The 1333-nt window shown below is 71.2% G+C and carries 2 protein-coding genes; both read right to left on the reverse strand.

Features of this window, described 5'->3' with window-relative positions:
• Positions 1–363: tryptophan synthase subunit alpha (locus PLL68_RS15290; RefSeq protein WP_324535570.1), on the reverse strand; the 363-nt coding region annotated here is incomplete at its 3' end.
• The coding region (gene trpB, locus PLL68_RS15295) for a tryptophan synthase subunit beta (protein WP_324535572.1) at positions 360–1333 on the reverse strand (974 nt) is incomplete at its 5' end. The genes PLL68_RS15290 and trpB, both read right to left, overlap by 4 nt.

Raw genomic sequence — 1333 nt, forward strand, 5'->3', positions numbered from 1 at the left:
TGCCAGGTCGGCGGCGAAGCGCTCCACCCCGCGGCGCAGCACGAGGTTCCAGTACGTCATGACCAGGGCGGCGCCACCGGCATCCCTCACCGCCTGCGTGGCACGGAAGACGTCGTCGACGCGGGCCCCGCCTGCGAGCGCGGTGCTCGCCGCGTGCTGGATGACCGGCCCGTCCATGAGGGGGTCGCTGTACGGCACACCGACCTCGACGATGTCGCAGCCGGCCTCCACGAGGACGCGCATCGCCTCGAGCGAGCCCTCGACGGTGGGGAAGCCCACCGGCAGGTACCCGACGAGCGCCGCGCGCCCTTCCTCGCGGCAGCGCTGGAGGATCTCACCGACACCGTTCACGACCGTGCTCATGCCCGCTCCCCGTCGAGCAGCCCGAAGTACCGCGCGGCGGTCTCCATGTCCTTGTCGCCGCGGCCTGAGAGGTTGACGAGCAGCAGCGCGTCGGGCCCCAGCTCCCGGCCGACCTCCATGGCCCCCACGAGGGCGTGGGCGGACTCGATGGCCGGGATGATGCCCTCGGTGCGGCTGAGCAGCGAGAAGGCCTCCATGACCCGGTCGTCGGTGGCGTAGCGGTACTCGGCCCGCCCGCTGTCCCGCAGGAAGGAGTGCTCCGGTCCCACGCTCGGGTAGTCCAGCCCCGCGGAGATCGAGTGCGACTCCACGGTCTGGCCGTCGTCGTCCTGCATGAGGTAGCTCATCGCGCCGTGCAGCACCCCGGGCGACGCCGAGGCGAAGCGGGCGGCGTGCCGCCCGGACTCGATCCCCTCTCCCCCGGCCTCGATCCCGATCAGGCGCACCCCGGCATCCTCGATGAAGCGGTGGAAGATGCCCATCGCGTTCGATCCGCCGCCGACGCAGGCGATCACGGCATCCGGCAGACGCCCGGTGAGGTCGAGGACCTGCGCGCGCGCCTCCTCGCCGATGATCTTGTGGAAGTCGCGCACCATCTCGGGGAACGGGTGCGGGCCGGTGACGGTGCCGATGAGGTAGTGCGTGGACTGCACGTTGGTGACCCAGTCGCGCAACGCCTCGTTGATGGCGTCCTTGAGGGTGGCGCTGCCGTGCTCGACGGGGATGACCTCCGCGCCCAGGATGCGCATGCGGGCGACGTTGAGCGCCTGGCGCTCGGTGTCGACCTTGCCCATGTAGACGGTGCACTCCAGCCCCAGCAGGGCGGCGGCCGTGGCCGTGGCGACACCGTGCTGCCCGGCGCCGGTCTCGGCGATGACCCGGGTCTTGCCCATGCGTTTGGTCAGCAGGGCCTGGCCGAGGACGTTGTTGATCTTGTGGGACCCGGTGTGGTTGAGGTCCTCGCGCTTGA

This window comes from Ornithinibacter sp. (assembly GCF_035443565.1).
Taxonomy (GTDB): Bacteria; Actinomycetota; Actinomycetes; order Actinomycetales; family Dermatophilaceae; genus Fodinibacter.